Origin of the sequence: Stenotrophomonas sp. GD03680, assembly GCF_029844625.1 — a bacterium.
Taxonomy (GTDB): Bacteria; Pseudomonadota; Gammaproteobacteria; order Xanthomonadales; family Xanthomonadaceae; genus Stenotrophomonas; species Stenotrophomonas maltophilia_P.
In genome coordinates this window covers 323,163-341,661 of sequence record NZ_JAOCKC010000002.1, presented here as the reverse complement: position 1 = coordinate 341,661, position 18,499 = coordinate 323,163, and the positions used below count along the sequence as shown (strand labels likewise).

General features: G+C 67.4%; 16 protein-coding genes. 1 reads left to right on the top strand and 15 read right to left on the bottom strand.

Annotated elements, in window-relative coordinates; translation table 11 throughout:
* Positions 1–76 precede the first annotated feature (76 nt).
* Positions 77–271, top strand: coding sequence for a heavy-metal-associated domain-containing protein (locus N5J29_RS03955; protein ID WP_053516712.1), 195 nt, complete (start codon positions 77–79; stop codon positions 269–271).
* A gap of 88 nt (positions 272–359) precedes the next feature.
* On the opposite strand, the gene cueR is transcribed toward N5J29_RS03955, so the two are convergent.
* From cueR to hisG, 15 genes are all read right to left on the bottom strand, one after another.
* Complete coding sequence (gene cueR, locus N5J29_RS03950) at positions 360–800, bottom strand: Cu(I)-responsive transcriptional regulator (protein WP_053516714.1); 441 nt, start codon at positions 798–800, stop codon at positions 360–362.
* A 13-nt stretch (positions 801–813) separates the two neighbouring features.
* Positions 814–3,306: a heavy metal translocating P-type ATPase gene (locus N5J29_RS03945; RefSeq protein WP_164152288.1), complete on the bottom strand. Its 2,493-nt coding sequence runs from the start codon at positions 3,304–3,306 to the stop codon at positions 814–816.
* 151 nt (positions 3,307–3,457) lie between these two features.
* Positions 3,458–6,415 carry a TonB-dependent receptor gene (locus tag N5J29_RS03940; RefSeq protein ID WP_164152289.1) on the bottom strand — a complete coding sequence of 986 codons (2,958 nt, stop codon included), beginning with the start codon at positions 6,413–6,415 and terminating at the stop codon, positions 3,458–3,460.
* Between the two features lie 296 nt (positions 6,416–6,711).
* The gene (locus N5J29_RS03935; protein ID WP_111186557.1) at positions 6,712–7,452 is read right to left on the bottom strand and encodes a copper homeostasis protein CutC; all 741 of its coding nucleotides are present in this window, start codon (positions 7,450–7,452) and stop codon (positions 6,712–6,714) included.
* The gene (locus N5J29_RS03930) at positions 7,449–8,447 is read right to left on the bottom strand and encodes a N(4)-(beta-N-acetylglucosaminyl)-L-asparaginase (RefSeq protein WP_164152291.1); all 999 of its coding nucleotides are present in this window, start codon (positions 8,445–8,447) and stop codon (positions 7,449–7,451) included. The genes N5J29_RS03935 and N5J29_RS03930 overlap by 4 nt, the downstream gene beginning before the upstream one ends.
* A 50-nt stretch (positions 8,448–8,497) precedes the next feature.
* Positions 8,498–9,520 carry a glucokinase gene (locus tag N5J29_RS03925; RefSeq protein ID WP_164152293.1) on the bottom strand — a complete coding sequence of 341 codons (1,023 nt, stop codon included), beginning with the start codon at positions 9,518–9,520 and terminating at the stop codon, positions 8,498–8,500.
* 157 nt (positions 9,521–9,677) lie between these two features.
* Positions 9,678–11,267, bottom strand: coding sequence for a calcineurin-like phosphoesterase family protein (locus N5J29_RS03920; protein ID WP_164152295.1), 1,590 nt, complete (start codon positions 11,265–11,267; stop codon positions 9,678–9,680).
* A 124-nt stretch (positions 11,268–11,391) separates the two neighbouring features.
* Positions 11,392–12,012, bottom strand: a complete 621-nt coding sequence (hisIE, locus tag N5J29_RS03915; protein WP_164152297.1) for a bifunctional phosphoribosyl-AMP cyclohydrolase/phosphoribosyl-ATP diphosphatase HisIE — start codon at positions 12,010–12,012, stop codon at positions 11,392–11,394.
* Positions 12,002–12,778, bottom strand: a complete 777-nt coding sequence (hisF, locus tag N5J29_RS03910; RefSeq protein ID WP_053516721.1) for an imidazole glycerol phosphate synthase subunit HisF — start codon at positions 12,776–12,778, stop codon at positions 12,002–12,004. Before hisF ends, hisIE begins: the two co-directional genes overlap by 11 nt.
* Positions 12,772–13,506: a 1-(5-phosphoribosyl)-5-[(5-phosphoribosylamino)methylideneamino]imidazole-4-carboxamide isomerase gene (gene hisA, locus N5J29_RS03905; RefSeq protein WP_164152299.1), complete on the bottom strand. Its 735-nt coding sequence runs from the start codon at positions 13,504–13,506 to the stop codon at positions 12,772–12,774. Before hisA ends, hisF begins: the two co-directional genes overlap by 7 nt.
* Positions 13,503–14,105 carry an imidazole glycerol phosphate synthase subunit HisH gene (gene hisH, locus N5J29_RS03900; RefSeq protein WP_053516724.1) on the bottom strand — a complete coding sequence of 201 codons (603 nt, stop codon included), beginning with the start codon at positions 14,103–14,105 and terminating at the stop codon, positions 13,503–13,505. Before hisH ends, hisA begins: the two co-directional genes overlap by 4 nt.
* Complete coding sequence (hisB, locus tag N5J29_RS03895) at positions 14,102–15,175, bottom strand: bifunctional histidinol-phosphatase/imidazoleglycerol-phosphate dehydratase HisB (protein WP_164152301.1); 1,074 nt, start codon at positions 15,173–15,175, stop codon at positions 14,102–14,104. Before hisB ends, hisH begins: the two co-directional genes overlap by 4 nt.
* Positions 15,172–16,266 (bottom strand): histidinol-phosphate transaminase, encoded by a 1,095-nt coding sequence (gene hisC / locus N5J29_RS03890; protein WP_111186554.1) that lies wholly within the window; start codon positions 16,264–16,266, stop codon positions 15,172–15,174. Before hisC ends, hisB begins: the two co-directional genes overlap by 4 nt.
* Positions 16,263–17,558 carry a histidinol dehydrogenase gene (gene hisD / locus N5J29_RS03885; protein ID WP_065175580.1) on the bottom strand — a complete coding sequence of 432 codons (1,296 nt, stop codon included), beginning with the start codon at positions 17,556–17,558 and terminating at the stop codon, positions 16,263–16,265. The genes hisC and hisD overlap by 4 nt, the downstream gene beginning before the upstream one ends.
* Positions 17,555–18,466 (bottom strand): ATP phosphoribosyltransferase, encoded by a 912-nt coding sequence (gene hisG / locus N5J29_RS03880; RefSeq protein WP_164152303.1) that lies wholly within the window; start codon positions 18,464–18,466, stop codon positions 17,555–17,557. Before hisG ends, hisD begins: the two co-directional genes overlap by 4 nt.
* Between the last annotated feature and the right edge of the window lie 33 nt (positions 18,467–18,499).

Genomic DNA, 18,499 nt, shown 5'->3' with positions numbered 1-18,499 from the left:
GCGGAGGCTTCACTTGACCCTGCCATCGTTGGAAGGTGCACACTGGCTGCATTCCCCGGAACCGAAGGAGCTACAGATGGACTTCCATGTTGACGGCATGACCTGCGGCGGATGCGCGCGCAGCGTGACCCGCGCGATCCAGAGCGTTGATCCGCAGGCCCGCGTGGTCGCCGATCCGCCGACAGGCCGCGTGCAGGTGCAGACCACGGCCAGCGAAGCGGAGATCTTCGCCGCTGTGAAGGACGCAGGCTTCCCGCCGCGCACCGCCTGATCGCCCGGCTCCGGGCGATGCTCACGTCCTTCTGAAGGAGCCACAGCACTCCCGCCGCGCAGGTGCGAAGGCCCCTGCGCCCCGCGGCTCAGCTCCGGCGCGCCTGCCGCCGCCGCGCCGCGACTGGCTCCGCGCCTTCCTCGCCCTCCTCCAGCCGCTGCAGGATCGGGCACTCCGGCCGCTCGTCGCCCGCACAGCAGCTGATCAGCGACTTCAGCGTATCGGCCATCTGCCGCATGTGGTCGATGCGCTGCTCGAGATCATCGATGTGCTGCTCGGCCAGGCGCTTGACGTCGGCGCTGTGGCGCGAGGTATCGTTCCACAGGCCCAGCAGATCCGTGATCTCCGCGACCGAGAATCCCAGGTCCCGCGCGCGGCGTATGAACCGCAGTCGATGCACGTCGGCGTGCGAATAGGCCCGGTAGCCGGATGCCGTACGGTCGGCAGCAGGAATCAGCCCGATCTGCTCGTAGTAGCGGATCATCTTCGCCGAAACGCTCGATGCCTTCGCGGCCTCACCGATGTTCAAGACAGTCTCCTTTTCAGTGGCTGGCGGCGTCGGCCATCGGCGCCCGGAAGCGACGCAGGCGCAGTGCATTGCCCAGCACGAACACGCTGGACAGTGCCATCGCACCGGCGGCGAATACCGGCGACAGCAGGATGCCGAAAGCCGGATACAGCACGCCGGCGGCCACCGGAATCAGAGCGGTGTTGTAGGCGAAGGCCCAGAACAGATTCTGCCGGATGTTGCCAAGGGTGGCCCTGGACAGCGCGATGGCATTGGGCACGCCCAGCAGACTGCCGGACATCAGCACTACATCGGCCGATTCCACCGCCACATCGGTACCGGTGCCGATGGCCAGGCCCACATCCGCCTCCGCCAGCGCCGGCGCATCGTTGATGCCGTCGCCGACGAAGGCGACGTGACCGTGCGCAGCCTTGAGGCGTCGCACCGCCTCCACCTTGCCTTCGGGCAGCACTTCGGCCACGACCTCGTCGATGCCCAGCTGGCGTGCGATCGCCTGTGCGGTGCGCGCATTGTCGCCGGTGATCATCGCCACCTTCAGTCCCAACTGATGCAGTGCCGCGATCGCGGCCGGGGTGCTCGGTTTGATCGGATCGGACACCGCGATGATTGCGGCCAGGCGACCGTCAATGGCGGCATACAGCGGCGACTTGCCCTGCGTGCCGAGTTCGGCTGCAACTGCGGCGAATGCGGTAATGTCCACCCCAAGACCACGCATGAAGCGGTCCGCGCCAACCTCCACCCGCGCGCCTTCAACGCTGGCCCGCACGCCCATGCCGGTGACCGATTCGAAATCAACCATCGATGGCGGCGCGATGCCCTGCTCGCTGGCTGCATCAACGATGGCACGGGCGATCGGATGTTCAGAGCGCGATTCCACCGCGGCAACCGCCGCCAGCACCGTGCTGCGATCGAAACCGTCCGTGATCTCGAAATCGGTCAGGCGCGGACGGCCCTCGGTCAGCGTGCCGGTCTTGTCCACCGCCACCACCTGCACATCCTTCAGCAGCTGCAGCGCTTCGCCCTTGCGGAACAGCACGCCCATCTCCGCGCCCCGCCCGGTGCCGACCATGATCGAGGTCGGCGTTGCCAGCCCCATCGCACAGGGGCACGCAATGATCAGCACGGCCACGGCATTGACCAGGGCGAAGGTAAGCGCCGGGGACGGCCCGAGCAGCAGCCACGCCACGAAGGTGGCCAACGCGGCCAGCATCACCGCAGGCACGAACCACAGCGTGACCCTGTCCACCACGGCCTGGATCGGCAGTTTCGACCCCTGTGCCTGTTCAACCAGGCGGATGATCTGCGCAAGCACGGTCTGCGCACCTACCGCCGTGGCACGCACGGTCAGTGCTCCCTGCTGGTTGACCGTACCACCGACCACGGCCGCGCCCGATGCCTTTTCAACCGGAACCGGCTCACCGCTGATCATCGACTCATCGACGAAGCTGCGCCCCTCGATCACCTCGCCATCCACCGGGACGCGTTCGCCAGGACGTATTTCCACGAGGTCGCCACTGACCACCTCGCCCACCGGGACGTCGACCACCCGACCATCGCGTACTACGTGGGCGACCTTGGCCTGGAGCTTGACCAGCCGCTTGATGGCTTCCGACGTACGGCCCTTGGCACGCGCCTCGAGAAAGCGGCCCAGCAGGATCAGCGCGACGATCACCGCCGCAGCTTCGTAATAGACGTTCACCGTGCCGGGCGGCAGCAGCCGCGGTGCGAAGGTCGCGATCACCGAGTAGCCGAACGCCGCCGCGGTGCCCACCGCGACCAGCGAGTTCATGTCCGGTGCCAAACGCAGCAGTGCCGGAATGCCCTTCTGGTAGAAGCGCCGGCCGGGAATCACGAGAACCAGCGTGGTCAGCACGAACTGCACATACCAGCTGGCCTGCAACCCGATGGTCGACATCACCCAGTGGTGCATGCCCGGGATCAGATGCGATCCCATCTCCAGTATGAACACCGGCAGGGCCAGCACGCTGGCCAGTATCAGCGCGTGTTTGAGTTCAGCACGCTCGACGTCCTTCTTCTCCCCGCCGTCATCGGCCTGCGCGCTGCCATCGAGAAGACGAGCGCCGTAGCCCGCCCTGTCGATCGCCGCCAGCAGCGCCTCCACGTCTGCTGCGCCGCGAACGGTGGCACGCTCGGTGGCCAGGTTGACGCTCGCCGCGCTCACGCCCGGCACGGCCAGCAGTGCGCGTTCGACCCGGCCCACGCAGGACGCGCAGGTCATGCCCTCCACGGCCAGCTCCACGGTTGTGGCCGCAACCTCATAGCCGACCTTGTGCACCGCCTGGATCAAGGCGGCGCGGTCCACCGGCCCCGACGGACGGATATCGGCACGTTCCGTGGCCAGGTTCACCGAGACGCTGCCGACCCCCTCCACCTTGGCCAGCGCGGCCTCGACCCGGCCTACGCAGCTCGCGCAGGTCATGCCTTCGATGGGCAGGCTGATCGGATCAGGCACGGAAGCGGCGGTGGTGGCGTGCGGCAGGCTCATGACTGGATTCCCGGGTTCCTTCTGGACCGGAACAGGCTAAACCTTGCCATCGTGGGAAGGTCAAATCCAGCCTGTCCTGTCCGGCGGCCCAGCGGTCAGTTCATCCGCGGGGCATGGATCCACCGGTCGAGGGTGGATCCATGGCGCGGGCTCAGAACGTGAACACGTATTCCAGCGCGAACTCGCGGCCGACCGCACCGAGCAACCGGGTCGGCGCGAAATCGTAGTCCAGCTTGTAGGGATCCTTGTGGTTCCAGCTGGCCGAGTTGAAGACGTTGTTGACGTACACATTGACCTTGGCGCGTTCAGTCACCTGATAGCCCACATTGACGTTCCAGGTGATGAACGGTCCAACCCGGCCGTAGTAGCGCGCCGTGCGCTGGCCGGCGTTCGGATTCGGATTCGGCGAACCATCGGGACGCGTGGCAGGTTCCAGGCAGTCCAGCGAAGGACTGTCGCTGGGTACGTAGCCATCGGCGAACGGCAGGCAGCCGCCGGGATTGTCCAGGCGGTCGGTGCCCCAGTGGTAACGCACGCCCGGCACCGAGCCGATGCGGTCGGCGTACACATTCGCGTTCCAGTGACCACGCTGCCAGGCCAGGCTCGCTCGCAGCTTGCTGCGCAGGTCGCGGTCACGGCGCTGCGGATTCGGATCCGCGGCATAGCGCTGCTCCTTGGTCGACAGCTGGTTGGTGTAGTTCACGCCGAACTGGAAGCTTCCCCATGCCGCGCTGTCCCACCGGTAACGCGCGGTCAGGTCGATACCGCGGACCTCCCGGCTGGCCAGGTTGAACGGCCCCCGCTCGATCGACACCAGGCGGCCATTGCTGTCGCGGTTCACGCGCGCGAGGATGCCGGCGCAGTAGTCGGCACCGGCCGGATTGGCCCACGGCGTGCCGTCGATGTTCAGTCCCGTGCGGCAGCCCGCTTCGCTGGCCAGCACCTCGTCGGCGCCGACATCGACGATCATGTCCTCCAGCTTGATCGCCCAGTAGTCGGCACTGATCGAAAGATTGGACATCACATCCCAGACGAATCCGACCGTCCATGAATCCCCCGTTTCCGAGCGCAGCAGCGGAGTACCGCGACGATTCACGTCGAACGTGTACCAGACATCGGTATTGCCCACTCCACAGTTGTTGACCAGATAGGCACCGCTTTCGATGCAACGCAGGCGGTCATAGGTCTGCACCTCGGAACTGCTGGGCTGCCCCAGCAGGTAGTGCATGTCAGGCGCGTGGAAGCTGGTGGCGTAGGAACCGCGTACCAGCAGCGACTCCACCGGCCGCCATTCCAGACCGACATTCCAGGTGGTCTCCTTCTGGCTGCCGATGTCCAGCGCCTCTGCATTGGCGTCGGCCTTGTAACTGCCGTAACGGTCATAGCGTGCCGCCGCGGTGGCGATCACGCTGTCCAGCAGTGGAATCTTGAACTCCACGCCCGCCGAGTAGCGCGTGCGCTCGCCGCCACCGCGATCAACGTTCTGCAGGTCGAAATCGATGCCGGCGCGAGGGTCGGGAGCGAGGTGATATCCCTGTTGCGCCACCTCGGCCACCGCCGCGAACGAAACAGGCCCCGCCCAGCCCTGGAACAACTCACCGGTGATGTCCGCCGACGCCTGGTTGACCCAGGAAGACGCACGGTTCTTCGCCACCGTACCCATCTGCCAGTACTGGTCCGGCGTGAGCGGGTTCCACCAGCGTGCTTCGTCCAGTGCGTAGATCGCTTCACCATCCGCCGTCGTACCCAGGCGCGGGCCGAGGAAGAAGTCATAGGACTTCTGCTCGTCCACTACATTCTGCCGCTCTTCCACGCGGTAGTAGGAACGGCCGATGGTGGCACTCCAGTCGAAGCGGTCCGCCAGGCGCCCGCGCAGGCCTGCACTCCAGTCCCAGGACAGCTCGCGGTTGGTGTTGCGCAGGGTGTCCAGGCCGCCCACTTCGTTGGGCGTGAACTGGCGCACGCCCAGGATCGCGCGGTTGCGGTTGGCATCCCAGTAGTAGCCGTTGTCATCATCGATGAGCGTCACGCTGGGCGGATTGGTCCCCCAGATCGCCTCCGACCGGTACACCGCCAGGTTGGTCCAGCCCTGCAGGTCGCTGTCGAAATCGAACGTGGCATACAGATTGCCGGACACATTCTCGGCACCACCGGTCAGCAGCCAGTTGGCATAGTCGGCCGTCATGCCACACAACTGCCCGGTATTGGTGATCGTATCGGTGTTGTAGTTGTAGACCAGTCGATCGGCGGTGTAGTACTCGCCGTCGAACTTCTCGCAGGTGCCGGTCGGCGGCGCCAGTCGCTGGCCGGTACCCGGGTCGATCAGGGCCAGGCCGGCGGTAGGACGGAAACCGACCTTGCGCTGTTCCATGTTCCAGGAGGGGCGCGGCGCATCATCGGCATCATCCATCTGCGGCCGGTCACGGCCGAACAGCGGATCGCGCTTGGTGTACTGCAGCGCGTAGGTCACGCTCCAGTTGTCTCCGGTCCTGCCACCCGCCCACGACAGATCCCAGGTATCGCGACCACCTTCAGTGGAGGTGCCGCCGCGCACGCGTACTTCGTCGCCGTCGTAGTGGGTCTTCAGGATGACGTTGACCACGCCTGCAATGGCATCCGAGCCGTAGATCGCAGAGGCGCCGCCGGTCAGGACCTCGATGCGCTCCACCGCAGCGGCGGGAATGTTGCCGTAGTTGGAGAAATTGGTCTCCCCGCCATAGGGCAACGGGTAGTCGGCCACGCGACGGCCATTGACCAGCAGCAGTGAGCGGTTGGGGCCCATTCCGCGCAGATTCAGGCCGCTGGCGTTGGGCGTGTGCGAGCCCCACTGCGACGCCGCCTCCACGGTGCCGGTGGCTTCGGTCAATGTCTTCAGCGCATCGTACACGCTGACAAAGCCTTCCTTCTGGATCTGCTGCGCGGTGATCACGTTGACGGGAGCTGGGCCTTCGACGCTGGCACGCTTGATGCGCGAGCCAGTGACGGTGACCGCGTCGAGATCCTTGGTGGACGAACCTGAGACTTCCTGTGCATTGGCAGCCAGCGGAAGCAGGGCCAGGACCAGGGCCTGGGACAGCAGGTGACGACGATTGCGGACGAACTGAGCCATGTGGTCACTCTCGGAGGGTGTGGTCGCACGGATGGGTGGTGGCGCGGCACTACGGAAGATCCAGGTGCCGGACTCGGTTCAAGCCGATTCCGACGCCCCCCTGTGGATCGATCCAAACTAAAGCACGGCTGAACCGGAGAGAGCATTCCGCGGCGCAACACGCCGCTGCGGATCCGCTGCCCTCCCCGCTTGAAAAGTAGATGAATCAGTGGCTTGCGCAGGTTGGTCGCCGCAGGCCGGAGATGAACTGATGACACGCGAGCGGCAGACCCGCGCGGAACCGACTTCGCCCGGTATCAGGACAGATCGCCGTCCAGCGCCCGCCGCAGCCCCGCCACGATTGCGGCATCGGTCTGATCCCAGTGCGGGTCCAGCCCGCGCAGTGCCGGGTTGTGGAACTGCATGGCCGAGTGCCGGCGGCTCTTGGCCGACGCGTGCAGCTCAACGCAACCGCTGTGCCGCGCCACCGCAGCGATGTTGGCCGGGTTCAGGCCAGCACCCGCCATCACGCTGATGCGCCCCGCCGCCCGGGCGACCAGGCCTTCCAGCACGTCGACACCGGCAACCGCGCTGGCCTGTCCGCCGGACGTCAATACACGGCTACACCCCAGAGCGATCACCTGCTCCAACGCCGCCGGAAGGTCACGCGCGGCGTCGAAGGCACGGTGGAACGTCACCTGCAGCGGACCCGCCGCCTGGATGAGCACGCGGCACAGGGGCAGATCGATATCGCCCTGCCGGTCCAACGCACCGATCACCACGCCATCGCAGCCCAGCGCACGGCACTGTGCGATATCGCGCAGCATCAGCTCGGCCTCCAGGGCGTCGTAGTGGAAATCGCCCGGCCGCGGCCGCACCAGCACGAACAGCGGAATCGACAGGCGTTCGCGGGCCATGGCGATGCTGGCGAACGACGGTGTGGTGCCGCCCTCGGCAAGGTTGTCGAACAGTTCGATGCGGTCGGCACCACCGGCCTGCGCGGCCAACGCCGAAGCCAGCGAGTTGCTGGCGATCTCCAGGGTGAGCCGCGTGCTCACGCCTGCGTGCTCGTGTAGATCGACGGCGAATCGCGCAGGTCATCCTGGCGCTGCGCATCGCAGACGGCATAGACGAAACCGCGATGCAGCGCATAGGCGCCCACCTCGCCCTGCTTGTTCATGGCCAGGAAGCACACCTGCAGGGTCCTGCTTGCCTCGGGACGCTTGCGTACCACGCGGTCGATTGCCTCACGGCAGGCCTGGGCGGGCGTTCGACCCCGGCGCATCAGCTCGACCACCAGGAAAGAGGCCGCATTGCGGATCATCTCTTCGCCCACGCCCGATGCGGTGGCGGCACCGACCTCGTTGTCGACGTACAGGCCGGCGCCGATGATCGGACTGTCGCCGACCCGGCCGTGCAGTTTCCAGGCCATGCCGCTGGTGGTACACGCACCGGCAAGATGGCCCCGGGCATCCAGTGCCAGCATGCCGATGGTGTCGTGGTTGTCGCTGTTGCCGGGAAGGCCACGTCGCTCGGCGTTGATCTGGGGCTGGTACTTCTCGGTCTTCAACCACTCGCGCCAGGCCGCTTCGGCCTGCGGCGTCAGCAGACGCCTGCGCTCGAAGCCCTGCTGCACGGCGAACTGCTGCGCCCCTTCACCCACCAGCAACACGTGCGGGCTGTTCTCCATCACTTTGCGGGCCACCGACACCGGGTGCAGGATGTCGACCAGCGCGGCCACCGCACCGCAGCGGCCATCGCCGTCCATGATGCTGGCGTCCAGGCTCAGCACGCCGTCCCGGTCCGGATTGCCGCAATGGCCCACGGTGGGATTGCACAGCTCGCTCTCGGCCCAGCGTGCGCCGGCCTCCACTGCATCCAGGGCACTGCCACCCTGCGACAGGACCTTCCATGCCGCCTGGTTGGCCGGCACTCCGAAATCCCAGGTCGAGACCACCTTCGCTCCGCCCTGCACACGTGCCTGTACGCCCGGCAGGGCGGCCATGCCTGCGGCCAGCGCTCCGGCCTGCAGGAACTGCCTGCGATCCACCATGTTGCCTCCCAGTCTGCAACGTGTCGCCGGCCCGATGCCGGCAGCACCGATCAATCGTGTACGGGGTACCGCGCCGCATGCCAGACGGCGGCGCCCAGCACGCCCAGTTGGCCGTGTTCGACCCGCCATACCGGCACCTGCCGCAGCACTTCTGCCAGCACGCCCTTGTTGAGGAAGCGCTCGCGGAAGCGGCCATCGGCGAGGAAATCCTGCACGTGGGTGGAAATGCCGCCCGCCAGGTACACCGAGCGGGCCCCCACGGCGATGGCGGCATCGCCGGCCAGGCTGCCCAGCCAGGCGCAGAACACCTGCAGCGTCTCCACTGCAAGTGCGTCTTCGCCGCTGCGTGCGGCGCCGATCAGCGCTTCGGTGCTGGACCACACCGGAGTGACGCCACGCAGCTCGCACAGGCACGGATACAGATTCATCAGACCGCTGCCGGACAGCACACGCTCGTTGTCCACATGTGGCCACCGCTGCAGCAGCCTGCCCAGCACCTCCAGCTCCAGCGCGTTGCCAGCCCCCAGGGCAGCGTGGCCGATCTCGCTGGGCAGCACCGGACGCCCGCCATCGGCGAAGCGCAGCGCCGCGCCCAGGCCGGTACCGGCCCCCAGCACCAGCGCCGGGAACGCCGTCGCCGGGTCGGCATCGCCGTTCAATGGAACCAGGGTGTCGGCCTGCAGGTAGGGAATGGCCAGTGCCACCGCCTCGAAATCATTGATCAGCTGCAGATCGTCCAGACCGGACTGTGCGCGGGTGGCGGACAACGACACCGTCCACGGCAGATTGGCATTGATCAGCACATCGCCATCGAGCAGGCCGGCGATGGCGACCACCGCCGACCGCACCGGCAGTGCGAGGCTCCGGGTGAAGTCGGCCAGAATCGCCGCCAGGCTGGAATGATCGGCACACGCGTAGGTGCGATGACTGCCCAGCCGTGGCGCCTGCCCGGGCAGCGTTTCAGCCAGCGCCAGACGGGCAAAGGTACCGCCGACATCGGCGACGACCAGGCTTCGCGGAAGACCGCCGCGGGAGGAGTCGGTGGAAACCGGGGGCACTGCTGCGATGGTCACTCTGGCCTGCTTGAATCGATTGAATCGCACCGATTCTCAGGCATCAGGGTCGCTTTGCCTAGCGCGGCGCGGCGCCGGCATGCCGGCCCTGCCATGGCCTTGTCCGCAGCGCCCGGGTGGCGGCAGCCCGGACGCAGCGCGCAGCGGCACCTGCGGATCAGGGCTCTGCGGTCTGCAGACTATAACGGGTGGTGGCGGTGAATACCGCACCATCCGGCTGGGTCGAACGCACGTCGATCCTGTGGTCGCCCACGGCCAGGTGGGTGGGCAGCGCGCCGCGCCACAGATGCGGCGAAGCGGTGGCCTCCGGCGAGCGATCGTAACCGCGCAGCACGCTGGACAGGTCGTCCGCCGCATTCTCCACCAGCAGCCGCGGGTCGGGCTGGCGGACCTGCTTCATCGGCTGCCATGCCCCACCGTCCACGCGGTACTCGACCACGCTCGCGTCCTCACCCATGTACACGTTGGCGTACACGCCCCACGCCGGATACGCGCCCTGGCGCAGCACCTTCGGCGCATGCAGGCCGATCTGTTCGCTGGCTGGCGCGCCGGCCACGCGATACTGCAGGCGATAGCTGCCGTTGCCAGCCACATCCAGCAACGCGTAGCCCTTTGGCGTGCCGTCGCTCATGGTGCTGTCCGGCACACCGGCAGCATCCTTCACACCGGACCAGAACGCGCCGCAGTTGGCACCGACGTTGTACTCGTGCAGCGGTTTTTCGCCGTGCCAGCCCTCGGCCTTGCCATGGTAGACATGCTGCTGGGTGTGGCTGTGGCCGCTCAGGACCAGCACGTTGCGGAAGTCCTTCAGCAGGTCGAACAGGCGCTGCCGGTCGGCGTGCCGGAAGCTCTCGCGACCCGGCGCCGCATCGAACAGCGGAATGTGCATGCCCAGCACCAGCAGGCGGTCGCGATGCAGACCCTTGAGGTAGGCGGCAAGGAACGCGAACTGATCCTCGCGCAGGCCACCGACGTAGCTCGGCCTCGCCTTCGGGTCATACACCACATCGTCGAGGAACACGAAGCTGGCACCGCCCTCCTCCACGGCGTACGTGTCCGGGCCGTAGACGTTGCGCCAGCTGTCCAGCGAATGCTCGTCGACGGCGGCATCGAAATCGAGATCGTGGTTGCCCGGCACATGGAACCACGGCACGCCCAGCTGCGTGGTGACCTTGTTGATGGCCGGATACAGCGTCAGGTCATCATTGACGATATCGCCGAGCGTCGTGCCAAGCCGCGCCCGGGTCTGGCCGACCAGCGGCGCCACGATGGACTGCTGGTAGTAGCCGATGTCCTTGAGGCTTGCGGTCTGTGAATCAGTGAACACCAGCATCTGGAAACCACGCCGGCTGTCATGACGATCCGTCTGCAGCGCGAAGTCCCAGTTGCGGGTGGCATCGCCGGTTGCGGCGATGCCACCGTACTTCAGTGCAGGCGAGCCGTTGGGCTGGAAATGACGCCAGAACGACGGCAGCCCGTCGCTCGCCTTCGGGAACGCGTACGCATCCGGCTTGATCACGAACACCGTCTGGCCCTCGCGCACGGGCAGGCTGTAGCTGCCATCGGCTGCGGTCTTCACGATGCGCTCGCCGTTGGACACCTGCACCCCGGCCAGGCCCGGGTCGGTCGCACCACGGCCGGGCCTGCCGTCGCGTTCCAGGTAGACCTTGCCGCTGACAACCGCATCCGCAGCCCAGGCCGGCGAGGTCAGCAACAGGCAGCACAGCCACGCAGCGGGCGATTTCATGGGCAATCCGGCAAAGAAGAGGACTGCCTATTGTAGAGCGGAGCCATGGCTGTCTGCCGCGCGGATGCAGCCGGGCCGGCGCCGGCGCCGAAAGCGCGTGCGGACCGCAGGCCACATGCAGCCATCAACGATGGCGCGTTTCCAGCACCCGGCGCGCGTCGTCAAGCGACAGGCCGCGTGCGCGCAGCAGCACCAGCAGGTGGTACAGCAGGTCCGAAGCCTCGCCCAGCAGCGCCGCGTCATCCTGTGCGACTGCGGCCAGAGCGGTTTCCACGCCCTCCTCGCCCACCTTCTGCGCGATACGGCGGATGCCGTCCTCGAACAGGCGGGTGGTGTAACTGCCGGGTGGACGCTGTGCTTCACGCATGGCCACCAGTTGCCCCAGCCCGCCCAGGAAATCCTTCGGCGCCTGGTCGAAGCAGCTCTCCGCACCGGTGTGGCAGGTCGGTCCTGCCGGGCGGGCCAGCACCAGCAGCGTATCGGCATCGCAGTCCACGCTGATGGACTGCACCGCCAGCACGTTGCCGGACTGCTCGCCCTTGGTCCACAGGCGCTGCCTGCTGCGGCTGTAGAAGGTCATGTGCCCGACGGCAAGCGTCGCGGCCAGCGACTCCGCGCTGACGTAACCCAGCATCAGCACCTGCAGGGTATCGGCGTCCTGCACCACCGCGGGCAGCAGGCCGTCCCCCTTGCTCCAGTCCAGCCCCTGCAGGGCCTCCAGCGACGGTCGCACCTCAATAGACATCCCGTACCTCGATCTGCTGTTCGCGCAGGTAGCGCTTCAGGTCTGCAATGGCGATGGCGCCGCTGTGGAACACGCTGGCGGCCAGCGCACCATCCACGTCGGCGCGGTCGAAGGCCTCGGCGAAATGCTCCATCGTGCCCGCACCGCCCGACGCGATCAGCGGCACCTGGCACAACGCACGCGCCTGCTGCAGCTGGGCCACATCGTAGCCGCGGCGCACCCCATCGCTGTCCATGCAGTTCAGCACGATCTCGCCTGCGCCGCGGCGCTGTGCCTCGACGATCCAATCCAGCGTCCGTATGGGTACCGCTCGGGTCTTGTCCGGGTCGCCGCTGAAGCGGCGCACCCGCCATTCGCCATCGGCCTCGCGCACCGAGTCGACGCCGACCACCACGCACTGCACGCCGAACTCGGCAGCCAGCTCGTCGATCAGTGCGGGACGGCCCAGTGCCGGCGAATTGATCGAGATCTTGTCGGCACCGGCAAACAGCACCCGCCGTGCGGTTTCCACGCTGTCGATGCCACCGGCTACGCAGAACGGGATATCGATCAGCCGTGCGATGCGCTCGACCCAGGCCACATCGACCGAACGCGCCTCGGGGCTGGCGCCGATGTCGTAGAACACCAGCTCATCGGCCCCCTGGTCGCGGTAACGCTGCGCCAGCTCGGCGATATCCCCCATGTCCACGTGGTCACGGAAGCGCACCCCCTTGACCACCCGTCCTTCGCGCACGTCCAGGCAGGGAATGATGCGGCGACTCAGCATGCCAGCGCCTCCGCCAGGTCCATGCGCTGTTCCAGCAGCGCCTTGCCAAGGATGGCGCCGCCACAGCCGGCAGCACGCGCATCGGCCACGTCGGCCACATCGCGGATGCCACCGGAGGCCTGCACCTGCACGCCCGGCAGCAGCGACACCAGGTGCTGGTACAGGCCGATGTTCGGCCCGGCCAGCATGCCGTCGCGGGCGATATCGGTACACAACAGGTGGCGCATGCCCGCCCGTGCATACCGCAGCGCAAGGTCATCCAGGGTCACGCCCGCGTTCTCGGTCCAGCCATGCACCGGCAGCTGCCACTGGCCCTGAGAGTCCTGGCGTGCATCCAGCGCGATGGTGATGTGATCGGCACCGAACGCCTGCAGCCAGCCGACCACTTCATCGGGCCTGCGCACTGCCAGCGACCCTACCACCACCCGGCTCGCGCCCGCATCGAGAATGCGCGCCACATCATCACGCCCACGCACACCGCCGCCGGTCTGCACCTGCAACGTCGTCTGCGTGCGAACCGCTGCCAGCAGCGGGGCCAGCGTGTAGCCACCGGCACGGGCTGCGTCCAGATCGACCAGGTGCATCCAACGCGCGCCCTGCGCGGCGAATGCCTGCGCGCGCGGCAGGGGATCGTCGCCGTAGTGCGTTTCCTGCGCGTAATCGCCCTGCCGCAGCCGCACCACACGGCCTTCGCGGATATCCAGTGCGGGGTAGACGGTGAAACTCATGCAGCGGTGCCCTCGAGGAAGTTGCGCAACATCAGCGATCCGGTATCGCCGGAGCGTTCGGGATGGAACTGCGCACCGAAGTAGCGCCCCTGCTCCACCACGGCAGTGAACAGGCCGCCGTGATCGCAGGCGGCCACCGTATGGCTGTTCAACGGCGCCGCATAGCTGTGCACGAAGTAGGCGCTTGCACGATCAGGCACATCGCGCAGCAGCAGCGAGGACCGCAGTGGCAGCAGGCGGTTCCAGCCCATGTGCGGCACGCGGATGCCGCACGCCGGTACCAGCTTGCGCACCACCCCGGGAATCAGGCCGAGCGCTTCCACGCCGGCTTCTTCCGAGCGCTCGAACAGCAGCTGCATGCCCAGGCAGATGCCCATCAACGGCACCTCGATCCGTCGCAACGGCTCCACCAGTCCCTGCGCGTGCAGGCGCTGCATGCCCGGCCCTGCCGCACCGACGCCGGGCAGGATCACCCGCCGTGCGCCCGCCAGCCCCTCTGCGTCGCGCACCAGCCGGACACTGGCACCCAGCCGTTCCAGCGCATAGCGTACGGAACCCAGATTGGCGCCGCCGGCATCGATCAGCGCGACTTCGCTCACAGAGCCCCCTTGGTCGAGGGGAGCGCCGTGCCCTGGCGCGCCAGTGCCGGGCGCAGCGCGCGGGCCAGCGCCTTGAAACAGGCCTCCACCTTGTGGTGGTCATTGTCGCCACGCACCTGCAGATTGAGATTCAATCCACCTGCATCGCACAGCGAGCGGAAGAAATGCGGCACCAGTTCGGTCGGCATGTCGCCAACGTGCTCACGCTTGAACTCGCCCTCGAAGACGAAATAGGGCCGGCCACTGAAGTCCAGCGCTGCGCTGGCCAGGGTCTCGTCCATCGGCAGGGTGAACCCGTAGCGGCCGATGCCGCGCTTGTCACCCAAGGCTTCGCGCAGCGCCTGGCCCAGCGCCAGCCCGGTGTCCTCGATGGTGTGATGCTCGTCGATGTGCAGGTCGCCCTCGGCGCGGATGTCCAGCGCAAAACCACCGTGCTTGCCGATCTGTTCCAGCATGTGGTCGAAGAACGGCAACCCGGTGCGGATGTTGGCGTCACCGGCGCGATCCAGATCCAGCTCGACGCGTATCTTCGTTTCCTTCGTGTTGCGCTGGACCACGGCCGTGCGCGGCGCATCGGCCAGTGCGTGGGCGATGCCCGGCCAGTCCCAGTCACCGCCGAACTGCTCCGTGCGCAACTGGAAGCCACGGATGTTGAGGTTGTCGGCGAACTGCAGGTCGGTGATGCGGTCGCCGACCATCGCCGAGCGTGCCCAGTCGATGCTGCGGTCCTGCAGGTAGGCCGTCATCAGGCCGATGCCGGGCTTGCGGGTCGGGGCATTGTCCTGCGGCCAGCTGCAGTCGATCAGCACGTCACGAAACACGATGCCCTGGCTTTCGAAGATCTGCAGCATCAGATCGTTCGGTCCGTCGAAGCTGGCGCGCGGATAGCCCTCGCTGCCGAGGCCATCCTGGTTGGTGACGATGACGAACTGGTAGCCGGCATCACGCAGCTTCAGCAGTGCCGGAATCACCTGCGGCACGAAGCGCAGCTTCTCGTAGGCGTCGATCTGGAAGTCGGAAGGTTCCTCGATGAGGGTACCGTCGCGGTCGATGAACAGGATCGGGGTCATGCAACGGCCCTCCGGGCCGACAGGGCCGCAAGCACGCGGTCATTCTCTTCGGGGCTGCCGATGCTGATCCGCAGCGCATCGTCCAGCTGCGGGGCTGCACGCTGGTCGCGCACCACCACGCCGGCCGCCAGCAACGCATCGAACGCGCCCTGGGCATCGGCAAAGCGCACCAGCAGGTAGTTGCCTGCGGACGCATGGACCTGGCGTACGCCAGGCAGGCCCTGCAGCGCAGTACGCAGGCGCTCGCGTTCGGTGATCACGGTGGCCACGCGCTCGCGTGTGCGTGCCAGCGCTCCCGGCTGCAGCGCCTGCACCGCCAGTTCCGCGCACGGCGTCGGCACCGGATACGGTGCCTGGCAGCGACGCAGCACCGCGATCAGTTCCGCTGCGGCGATCAACGTTCCGATCCGTGCGGCCGCCAGCGCATGGGCCTTTGAAAGCGTACGCAGCACTGCCACATTGGCGTGCGTGGCAAGCAGGGAGGTCGCCGAAGGACGCTGCGCGTACTCGACATAGGCTTCATCGACCACGACAAGCGCCCGACCGCGCAAGGCTTCGGCCACACGCTCGATGTCGGCCAGGGCGATATCGCTGCCGGCCGGATTGGAGGGCGCGCACAGAAACACCAGCTTCGCATTGCGTGCTCTGGCCGATTCGATCACCGCATCCAGGTCGGCGTGCAGGCCGTCGGCGGCATCGACCAGGGGCACTTCGATCAGAGGCGCGCCCTGCAGCCGTGCACAGACTGCATACATACCGAACACCGGCGGCGTGACCAGCACACCATCGCGCCCCGGCACGCACAGCGCACGCACCAGCAAGTCGATGGCTTCATCGCTGCCACGCCCGACCAGCACCTGTTGCGGCTGCACGCCGTACAGCGAAGCCAGTCCATCGCGCAACGCCTGTGGCTGGGGCTCTGGATAGCGCCGGCTGTGGCCCTCGGCGTCCGCGGGGTTGGCCCAGGCCGATTCGTTGGCGTTCAGCCAGACATCGCCCTGCACTGCCGCACTGCGCGCCGAGCTGTAACCTGCAAAGGCCTGCAGGTCGGTGCGCACCAGCGCCAGTACCTCGTCGATCCCGGCATTCATGCAGCCACCTCCATGCGCAGGGCAACGGCGCGCTCGTGCGCGTCCAGCCCTTCGGCGCTGGCAAGGGTGCGCGCGCAGCCGCCGATCGCCGCCAACCCGGCGGCGCTGGCACTCTGCACGCTGATGAAGTTCTGGAAGCTGGCCACGCTGACACCACTGTACGCACGTGCGGCGCCTGCGGTGGGCAGCACATGGTTGGTACCACTGCAGTAGTCGCCCAATGCCTCGGGGGTGTAATCACCCAGGAACACCGAGCCTGCGGCCTGCACCCGATCAAGCCAGCCGCGTGGTTCGCGCAGGGCCAGGATCAGGTGCTCAGGGGCGTAGCGGTTGCTGATCGCGAAGGCATCGGCCAGCGTGTCGACCAGGATCAGGCGCGACGCCGAAAGCGCCTGGCGGGCGATATCCTGCCGCGGCAGCAGCGCGACCTGGCGTTCCACTTCGGCCTCGACCGCGGCCAGCATCGCGGCATCATCGGTCAGCAGCAGCACCTGCGAATCGGGGCCGTGTTCGGCCTGCGACAGCAGATCGGCAGCCACAAACGCCGGATTGGCACCGGCATCGGCAATCACCAGAACTTCCGACGGCCCTGCAGGCATGTCGATCGCCGCTGCACCGTTCTGCGCGACCTGCTGCTTGGCTTCGGTGACGAAGCTGTTGCCGGGCCCGAACAGTTTGTCGCAGGCCGGAACGCTGGCGGTGCCATAGGCCATCGCAGCGATCGCCTGCGCGCCGCCCAGCTTGAAAACGCGTTGCACGCCGGTCAGCCGGGCAGCCACCAGCACCGCCGGATCGGCGCTGCCGTCGGCGCGCGGTGGTGTGCACAGCACCACCTGCGGGCACCCGGCCAACTGCGCCGGCACGCCCAGCATCAACGCCGTGGACGGCAACGGTGCGCTGCCGGCCGGCACATACAGGCCGACCCGGCCGATCGGCCGCAGCATGCGTTCACAGACCACGCCCGGCGCGGTCTCCACCGCATAGCCCTGGCCCATGCCTGCGCTGTGGAAGCGCGCGATGCGCCCGGCCGCTTCCACCATGGCCTGGCGCAGATCGCCTGGCACCGCCGCTTCGGCAGTCGCGAATTCGGCGTCAGACACTTCAAAAGACGGCAGTTGCACACCGTCAAAGCGTGCGGTGATCACACGCAGCGCCTCGTCGCCCTGCGCGCGCACCTGCGCGATCAGGGTCGCGACCGCATCGCGCGTCTGCTGGGCCACGGCCTGCACCGGGCGGGTCAGTGCCGCGCTGCGCGCAGCCTCATCAAGTTGCGACCAGATCAGACGATTCATGCCAGCGACCGCTCCACGCTCAACACCATCAGGCCCTGCGCGCCCGCACGCTCAAGCTCTTCCATGCGCTGCCAGCTCAGTGGTCCGGGGCACATGGTCTGCAGCCGCAGCGTGCCGCCGTCAGCCGGCAGGCGCTCCAGCGGCCCGGCATCGGCCAGCAGCTGGGCCAGGGCATCAACACGGTCTTCGCTGGCGCGGAACATCAGCAGCTTGCGGTCCTGCTTCTGTACCACGCCATCGAGACGGCGCAGCAGCATGGCGCGCAGGCCCGCTCGAGCGTCATCGGGCACGCGCACCGCACCGGCCAGCACCGCCTCGCTGTCCAGCAGGTTGAGCACCGGCACAAGCTGGTTGGCACGCAGGGTGGCACCGCTCGACACCAGATCGCAGATCAGGTCGGCCGTGCCCAGCCGTGGGGCGATCTCAACCGAACCGGACAGCTCCACCACCTGCGCGTCCACGCCCTGCTCAACCAGCCATGCCTTGAGGATGGCGGGATAGCTGGTGGCGATCCGCATGCCGGCCAGCTGTGCCGGCCCCTGCCATTGCCAGTCCTCCGGCACCGCCAGCATCAGCCGGCACTGGCCGAAACCCAGCCCCCGCAGGGCCTGATAGGCATCCGGCAGGCCGATCTGGCGACGCGCGGCGGCCTGCTCGTCCAGTTCGTTGCGACCGACGATGCCCAGGTCGCAGACACCGTCGGCAATCAGGCCAGGAATGTCGTCGTCGCGCACCAGCAGCAGGTCCACCGGCAACGATTCTCCGTAGCAGAACAGCTTGTCGCGGCTTTCGCGCCAGCTCAGGCCGCAGGCACTGAGCAGGTTGCGGGCGGGCTCGGCAAGCCGCCCGCTCTTCTGGATGGCGATACGCAGCCGGTCTCGTGCCGGGGCTGCCTGGGTTGCACTCATGGGAAGGTCTCGAAGTTCGGTACGGGGCGCGGA

Coding starts and splice junctions, on each gene's coding strand:
- N5J29_RS03955 (WP_053516712.1), top strand. CDS start 77: ATGGACTTCCATGTTGACGGCATGACCTGCGGCGGATGCGCGCGCAGC.
- N5J29_RS03945 (WP_164152288.1), bottom strand. CDS start 3,306: ATGAGCCTGCCGCACGCCACCACCGCCGCTTCCGTGCCTGATCCGATC.
- N5J29_RS03940 (WP_164152289.1), bottom strand. CDS start 6,415: ATGGCTCAGTTCGTCCGCAATCGTCGTCACCTGCTGTCCCAGGCCCTG.
- N5J29_RS03930 (WP_164152291.1), bottom strand. CDS start 8,447: ATGGTGGATCGCAGGCAGTTCCTGCAGGCCGGAGCGCTGGCCGCAGGC.
- N5J29_RS03920 (WP_164152295.1), bottom strand. CDS start 11,267: ATGAAATCGCCCGCTGCGTGGCTGTGCTGCCTGTTGCTGACCTCGCCG.
- hisIE (WP_164152297.1), bottom strand. CDS start 12,012: ATGTCTATTGAGGTGCGACCGTCGCTGGAGGCCCTGCAGGGGCTGGAC.
- hisF (WP_053516721.1), bottom strand. CDS start 12,778: ATGCTGAGTCGCCGCATCATTCCCTGCCTGGACGTGCGCGAAGGACGG.
- hisA (WP_164152299.1), bottom strand. CDS start 13,506: ATGAGTTTCACCGTCTACCCCGCACTGGATATCCGCGAAGGCCGTGTG.
- hisB (WP_164152301.1), bottom strand. CDS start 15,175: ATGACCCCGATCCTGTTCATCGACCGCGACGGTACCCTCATCGAGGAA.
- hisC (WP_111186554.1), bottom strand. CDS start 16,266: ATGAATGCCGGGATCGACGAGGTACTGGCGCTGGTGCGCACCGACCTG.
- hisD (WP_065175580.1), bottom strand. CDS start 17,558: ATGAATCGTCTGATCTGGTCGCAACTTGATGAGGCTGCGCGCAGCGCG.
- hisG (WP_164152303.1), bottom strand. CDS start 18,466: ATGAGTGCAACCCAGGCAGCCCCGGCACGAGACCGGCTGCGTATCGCC.